Source organism: Anabaena sp. CCY 9910 (assembly GCF_963920875.1).
Lineage (GTDB): Bacteria > Cyanobacteriota > Cyanobacteriia > Cyanobacteriales > Nostocaceae > Trichormus > Trichormus variabilis.
In genome coordinates this window covers 114374-121342 of record NZ_CAWUDJ010000018.1, presented here as the reverse complement: position 1 = coordinate 121342, position 6969 = coordinate 114374, and the positions used below count along the sequence as shown (strand labels likewise).

5 protein-coding genes are annotated in these 6969 nt (G+C 40.9%); 1 reads left to right on the top strand and 4 read right to left on the bottom strand.

Annotated elements, in window-relative coordinates; genetic code table 11:
• Nucleotides 1–210 precede the first annotated feature (210 nt).
• The gene (locus tag ACM5QX_RS15450) at nucleotides 211–2877 is read right to left on the bottom strand and encodes an amino acid adenylation domain-containing protein (protein WP_414754324.1); all 2667 of its coding nucleotides are present in this window, start codon (nucleotides 2875–2877) and stop codon (nucleotides 211–213) included.
• Nucleotides 2878–2888: 11 nt separating this feature from the next.
• On the opposite strand from ACM5QX_RS15450, the gene ACM5QX_RS15445 reads away from it, so the two are divergent.
• Nucleotides 2889–3146, top strand: coding sequence for a hypothetical protein (locus tag ACM5QX_RS15445; protein WP_414754323.1), 258 nt, complete (start codon nucleotides 2889–2891; stop codon nucleotides 3144–3146).
• Here the strand turns inward: ACM5QX_RS15445 and ACM5QX_RS15440 are convergent.
• Genes ACM5QX_RS15440 through ACM5QX_RS15430 form a run of 3 tightly spaced genes read right to left on the bottom strand, consistent with a single transcriptional unit; the run spans nucleotide 3109 to nucleotide 6571 of the window.
• The gene (locus ACM5QX_RS15440) at nucleotides 3109–4485 is read right to left on the bottom strand and encodes an ATP-grasp domain-containing protein (protein ID WP_414754322.1); all 1377 of its coding nucleotides are present in this window, start codon (nucleotides 4483–4485) and stop codon (nucleotides 3109–3111) included. The genes ACM5QX_RS15445 and ACM5QX_RS15440 overlap by 38 nt on opposite strands.
• A 14-nt stretch (nucleotides 4486–4499) precedes the next feature.
• A complete protein-coding gene (locus ACM5QX_RS15435; protein WP_414754321.1) occupies nucleotides 4500–5339 on the bottom strand; it encodes an O-methyltransferase in 840 nt (279 codons plus the stop codon).
• Entirely contained in the window at nucleotides 5339–6571 is a 1233-nt protein-coding gene (locus ACM5QX_RS15430; protein WP_414754320.1) for a sedoheptulose 7-phosphate cyclase, read from the bottom strand. The genes ACM5QX_RS15435 and ACM5QX_RS15430 overlap by 1 nt, the downstream gene beginning before the upstream one ends.
• Nucleotides 6572–6969 lie beyond the last annotated feature (398 nt).

The following is a 6969-nucleotide window of genomic DNA, read 5'->3' as shown; positions in this document are numbered from 1 at the left end:
GCTTTCTTCCTGATTATACTCTCCCCGTAGTAACAAAAGAGGGATAATACCAATTCAATTAATGATTGCAACACATCTTTGGGTGAAGACGCGACGCCAGTCGCTACAACGGGGGGAACCCCCGCAACGCGCTGGCTCATAAATCGCGTCTCTACAGATGGTTTATTTGTCGCATTCTTTTTTCAAATTGGTATAACCTCTGACTAAAAATTACGAATTATTTTCCAGACAATCTTTTAAACGCTGTGCTAAAACCTGTACATGGGGTTCTAGAACAAACGAATAATGATTTCCAGGGACATCAATAATATTAATTTCTTGAGCCGCCATTACAGAAAATAATTCTACCCAAACTAAAGTCGGGTCAGGAGCCATAATATGTTTTTCCCTGGCTCGAAATACCGTGACTTTTCCTGGGTATGGTTGTCTTATATAGGAATAGGTGGCTTTTAAAGTACCCACCAAAACATCAAGAATACGACGATTATTTTGACGTTCTACACCAGGCGGGAATATTTTAGCTTTCCGTGCTTTATCAATAATGTAATTGATTTTTTCTTCTACAGTTAAATCTTCTATTTCTTCAGGTGTGACTAGATTATCTTGACCAAACATACCGCCAAAAACTCTGGAGAGAACACCAACTAAATAAACGTCATCAATGGGTTTTTGTTTATCTAGTAGAATCGGTACGTAAGAATCTAATATTGCTAGTAAAGATACTTCTTGTCCTTGTCTGTATAACTGCTGTGCTACTTCATAAGCTACGACTCCACCGAATGACCACCCCCCAACACGATAAGGCCCTTGGGGTTGAAATTCTCTAATAGTTTTGACGTAGAGACTAGCCATATCTTCCACTCGCGTCAAGGGTGGTTCATCTCCATAAAATCCTTGAGCTTGTAAGCCGTAAAATGGTTGGTCAGTTCCTATATATTGTGCGAGTTTAAAATAGCATAAAACGTGACCGCCAGCAGGATGTATACAAAAGAAAGGCTGCTGCTTACCTTGCGATTGAATAGGAACTAGAGGTGAGTTATTGATGTGATTGTTTGCTTGAATAACCTTAGCTAAATCTGCAATTACTGGATTTGTTAAAAGTGTTGCTAAGGATATCTCTTTAGCAAATAACTCTTCAATTTGAGAAATTAAATGTAGAGCTTTGAGGGAATCACCACCAATAGCGAAAAAGTTTTCTGTCACACCTATCTTAGGTAAATGTAGAATATCTGACCAAATTTGTACTAATTTTTTTTCAATTTCATTCCGAGGCGCGACATAGGAATTTCGTTCACTATAATTAAATAAATCTGGCTTTGGTAATGCCTTACGGTCTACTTTACCACTGGGAGTTAAAGGAAGAGTTTCCAGCATGACAAAAGCGACTGGAATCATAAATTCTGGTAGCTTCTCTTGAAGGAAATCACGTAGACTATGAAGCTGGGGTTTGATGGATTTGTAGGTGATATAAGCTACAAGTTGTTTTTCTTGGGGGTTATCATCCTGCGCTATGACTACAGCTTCTCTAACTTGTGGGTGTGAGGATAAAACATTTTCAATCTCGCCAATTTCAATCCTATAACCCCGAATTTTTACTTGATAATCTGTTCTCCCAAGATATTCAATATTACCATCAGGTAAATAACGAGCTAAATCACCTGTTTTATAAAGTCGCTTAAACCCAGAATTAGGGAAGGGATTAATAATAAATTTTTCTTTGGTCAATTCTTCTTGATTTAAATAACCACGAGCTACCCCTACACCACCGATATAAATTTCACCGACGACACCAATATTCACTGGTTGTAAATCAGCATCAAGAATATAAATTTGGGTATTGGCAATGGGACGACCAATAGGTACACTTTTTAAATTGCTATCTTTTCTACATTGCCAGAATGTGACATCAATTGCTGCTTCTGTCGGGCCATATAGGTTATGTAATTCACATTGTAAATGCTGAAAAAATCTATTTTGTAAATCTACAGGTAAAGCTTCACCACTGCAAATAACTCTTTTTAAAGAGGCGCATTTACTTACATGGCGATTTTGTAAAAACACTTGCAGCATTGAGGGGACAAAGTGCAAGGTGGTGATTTGTTCTTGATTAATTAAATCTATCAGGTAAGCACTATCTTTATGTCCACCTGGTTTAGCTATTACCAAACGTGCGCCAGTTAATAAAGTCCAAAAGAACTCCCAAACGGAAACATCAAAACTAAAGGGGGTTTTTTGTAAAATGCTATCTGTGGAATCTATTTGATAAGCTTCCTGCATCCACAATAAGCGATTACATATACCTTTGTGGGTGTTCATTGCGCCTTTTGGTTTACCAGTGGAACCAGAAGTATAAATTACATAAGCAAGATTATCTGGTTTGATATTGCTGTTGGGATTGGTATTGGCTTGTGTAGAAATTTTCTCCCATTCCCTATCTACACAAATAGTTTGTGTTTGATGGTGGGGAATTTGATTTAGTAATTTTTCTTGAGTTAGCAGTACCTTCACCTGAGAATCTTCTAGCATATAAGCTATGCGTTCTTGAGGATATTCAGGGTCGATGGGGACATAAGCACCCCCAGCTTTGAGGATTCCTAAAAGACAGATAACCATTTCTAAGGAACGTTCCATACAAACACCTACCAGGGTTTCTGGCTGGACTCCTAATGTTTGTAAATAATGTCCCAGTTGGTTTGCTTGATTGTTGAGTTCTTGATAAGTTAGTTGTTGCTTGTCAAAGGTGACAGCGATCGCCCCAGGTGTTCGTTCTACTTGAGCTACAATTAGTTCATGTAGACTCTGGGAAAGATCATAATCTCTGTGGGTCGCGTTCCACTCTACAAGTAACTTACGAATATTAAAATCTATAGTCTGCATATCTTCTAACTTTGCTCAATAATAGAAAATTTCTCACGCGGAGACGCAGAGAGAAACAACTCCGCGTCCCTACCCTGCGGGAACGCCTAACGGCGAATGCGTTAAAAAAACTGGCGTTGCTGATTAGTGGGATGATTTTTGTCTCACGCAAAGGCGCAAAGGCGCAAAGAATTAATATTCTGCTTTGTACAAAAGTCTCAATTCATCCCGCATTTATGCAACGCCAAAAAACTAATCTCCCCCCAATTCCACCAACTTCCCAATATTGAAATCTATCCGCGTCCAACCTTTGAGACGACGCAGGTTATTCAACAACAGTAGGGGAATTTGCCAATGATGTACCATCAAAAACGGTAAGGGGTCATCTGGCTGATAAATCGCATCAGTCCCGCGCCAAATATTCCTCAGCCATCTTTGCAACTGGGTGAAAGAACGGATACCAGTTAAACGCCAAACTTCGTGGTAAGTCCAATAAGTAGGCTTGCTTGTTGTTAGTGGTTGTATGGTTTCAGTTGTCGGTACTTGACTCAGGTACGCTTCTGCTACCTGGGGATGGTCGTAAAATGTGGTAATTGCTGAGTGTGTGCGGGGGTTACACTCAATGGCGTAGACTGTTCCGTCTTCGGCTTGGATAAAGTCAAAGGAAATCTGTCCTGTCAGCTTCAGTTCCTTGACAAAATGCTGTACCCATTCAGTGATTTGCGGGTTATCTACATTCTCATAATTGACTTGAAAGGCTGAAGATTCACAACAGCAATGCAGTCTTAGTTCCCCATTCCGAACTGTGCTATGGGTGCAAAATTCCTTACCGGGGATAAATTCCTGCATAATCCACGGTTTTTCGGGACTAATTGGCAAACTTCTCACGAATGCGGCTGTTTCCTCTGGAGTAGCACAGGGGAGTTTGGTTAAGTCCAACCGCCGCACTGAGTCGTAGGGAATGCTTTTGAGGATGTATTTACGCGTCTCTCCAGAAAAATCGAAGTTGATGACTTGTTCCGGCGAGGTAATTTTAAAGGATTTGGGTACTGATAAACCAAGCGATCGCGCTTTTTGTGTCAACGCAAATTTATCATCCAACATTTGGGTAATATCTGCGTCGAAATGAAACACTTCGCAATCATGGGATAATTCTGGTTTGGCTAGTGAGTCGTAGTAGCTACCCACTGGACTGGTGACGGGAATGTAAACATCGATGTTTTCTTGTTTGACGATATCTACCAAAGCCTGAATATAAGCTTGGGGATTGTCCTGGGGTGCGGGGACTGTATAGAACTTATCCACCGCTTGAGAAAAACGATGACCAGTCAGCCAGTATTTATGGGTTTCCACTAAGACGACTCTATGTCCAGCCGCGTGGAATGACCTTGCTAGTTGTAAAGCTTTGGTCATCTTACCACCACTGATGAGAATGTTTTGGGGATGTGCAACTTTGACCTTTTGCGGTCGGAAGGCTAGCAAGGATATAAAAACAATGGTGGCATTAATGGGCAATGCTAGTAATAACAAAGCCAAAGTGCAGATATTTTGGATAATTGCGGCTATTTTCGTCTGGGAAGGAAGAGACGGTGTAGCAGGTGCGGAAGAAAGGGGGAGGGATTGTGCCATAGTCGATTGGACAATTAAGGTTGTATTCTGCGGATAATTGTTAAACCATCTCGCAATGGCAATAAAACCTGTTCTACACGGGGGTCTATAGCTACTGTATGATTAAATTGAGCGATCGCTTCACCATTGACGCTACGTTCTTCAGCAGATAGATAAACTTCCCCTTGCAGTAAGGTGTTATCCACACAAATAAACCCATCCGGTGCTAACAAACTGCTACCTAGCAACTTGTGAAAATAGGCTACATACTCTTTTTTATCTGCGTCGATAAATACCAAGTCAAAAGATTCCCCAGCCTCTGCTAACTTCTCAAGAGTTGCTAAAGCCGCACCCAGTTCCACACGAATCTTTCCACCGTGGGGAGATTGTTGAAAAGCTTGCTGTCCAATCTCCGCCGCATAAGGGTCAACTTCACAAGCCACCAGCAGTCCATCCTCTGGTAATGCTTCCGCCATCGCCAGCGCCGAATAACCGGTAAACATCCCAATTTCTAGGACTTTTTTAGCTTTGGTCATGTGAACAAACATCTTTAAGGTTTGTCCTTCAATATGACCAGAAAGCATCTCTTGTTCTAGCGGACGGACGGTTGTACCTCCGTGGAAGTGTTCTCCCCAGGCTTCGGTAGCTGTGGTTTTTGCCAATGCAGCTAATTCAGCAGATTCTGGCGTGGTGCATTCTTCTAAATAAGGGTCTATACCTGCGGCTAAACGCCAAGCCTGATTAATGTTTGCTATCAATTCCCCAGGTAAATCTGGATGTTGCTTAACCTCTTTGACTATGGCTTCTAACTGCTTGGTTAAGATTCCCAGTGGTGTAACAGGTCTAGCTGTTGGTTGGACAATCACATTCGTCATTATTTAACACTCCCGATTAATTCTTTTTGATAAACGGGATACACATCCACACCTTCACCACCACGGGGATAACTGGTACAAAGTTCTTTGTGGTCAGCTAATGCGGCTGCTAATTCTTCTCTTGTCAGGTCATTGACGAAGACACAATCACCAATGGGTTTGGGCATGGCGGCTCTTAACAAACCATCACGAGTTAATGTGATAGATTCAGTACCACGCCACAAAATATCTATATCCAACATGGGATGGTCGAGGGATAGACCAACGCGACTCATTAATCCTAAAATACGATCGCGTTCTGCAATTGTAATATATCCTCTACGGGCGGCGATCGTTGCTGAGAAAGCCATATCTACATTAACGGCGTGTCCGTGGAACATGGGTAGACGAGGCGCAAGTTCCAAGGTGGGACTCCAAGTGTGACCGTAAGCAATCACCCTATCTAGGTCTAACTCATGCAGGTTGGGAACTTCCAACTCCAACATCTTATGGATAGCTTTGTAAGTCAAACGATGGGCTATTTCTTTAATCTCTGGAGTTGCATCTATATTGCCAAAATGAGTCCGTAGTAATTCTTCGCCGTACTTCTCCAACAGTTCAAAAACTTCTTGATGCGCTACTACAGCGATTTTTACCAATTCCGCCATCCCGTTACGTACTTGGTCTGTGGGGAGAGTACGCAACAAGGAGAAATCTAAAAATACTTTGCGAGAAGCATGATAAGCACCCAAACGGTTTTTCAGTTTGCGATGATTAACTGCTACCTTAATTGCTACACTGGCATCAATTAATCCAATCAATGTGGTAGGAATGCGGATGTAATTGCTGCTGCGACGATATGTAGAACAAGCAAAGCCGACAACATCTGTAATTAAACCGCCACCCACAACTAATACTGGTTCTTTGCGGACTAATTTGAAATCTGCAAAAACATCTATAACTCTCTCGAAAGTTTGAATAGTCTTATCTGGTTCGGTAATGGTAATAGGAAATAGCCTCAGTTCTATACCGTAATACTGGAAATATGCCTGAATTTGATTACCATACAACCGACTGACGTTAGCATCTACAATCGCCAAGCATCGTCCAAAACCTTGATATACATCTGCTAGTGCAGAATTCTGGATTTCAAAAACACCGTCTACATACACCAAATCATACTCAATCTTTTCGTAACCTTCTACATGGAAAGATGTTTCCTTAGCTTCAAACTTTGCTTGGACGATACTCATAGTTTCTTGTCTCTTAATTGCAGTACATGAATGTCAGGAGTTGAATTGAAGTTGCAAAGGAAATTGAACTTCTATTCAAGGAAAAATGCAGCAAGAATAACTCCAATTCTCTTTGTGAAAATAGAGGTATTACATCGCAAATTTTGTTAACACCAAAGTTTATCTATGGCAAATGAGAGCGCTGAAAATTTTTCAACACACCTATATTTCGGTCATACAAGAGGATTAATTAGCTTTGGTGCAATCTTAGAAATAAAGCAGTTGCCAGCAAGAAAAGGATAATCTTTTCAGACTAGATGACCGATAATTCTAAGTATGTTAATAATTTACAGATTATTTACAGACAGGAATGATGCACAACTAACTAACAGTAGTAATTTGACTTGTTGAAGTTGCTT

Excerpts from the sequence above, each read along its gene's own strand:
- ACM5QX_RS15430 (WP_414754320.1), bottom strand. The coding sequence starts at position 6,571 with ATGAGTATCGTCCAAGCAAAGTTTGAAGCTAAGGAAACATCTTTCCAT.
- ACM5QX_RS15450 (WP_414754324.1), bottom strand. The coding sequence starts at position 2,877 with ATGCAGACTATAGATTTTAATATTCGTAAGTTACTTGTAGAGTGGAAC.
- ACM5QX_RS15435 (WP_414754321.1), bottom strand. The coding sequence starts at position 5,339 with ATGACGAATGTGATTGTCCAACCAACAGCTAGACCTGTTACACCACTG.
- ACM5QX_RS15440 (WP_414754322.1), bottom strand. The coding sequence starts at position 4,485 with ATGGCACAATCCCTCCCCCTTTCTTCCGCACCTGCTACACCGTCTCTT.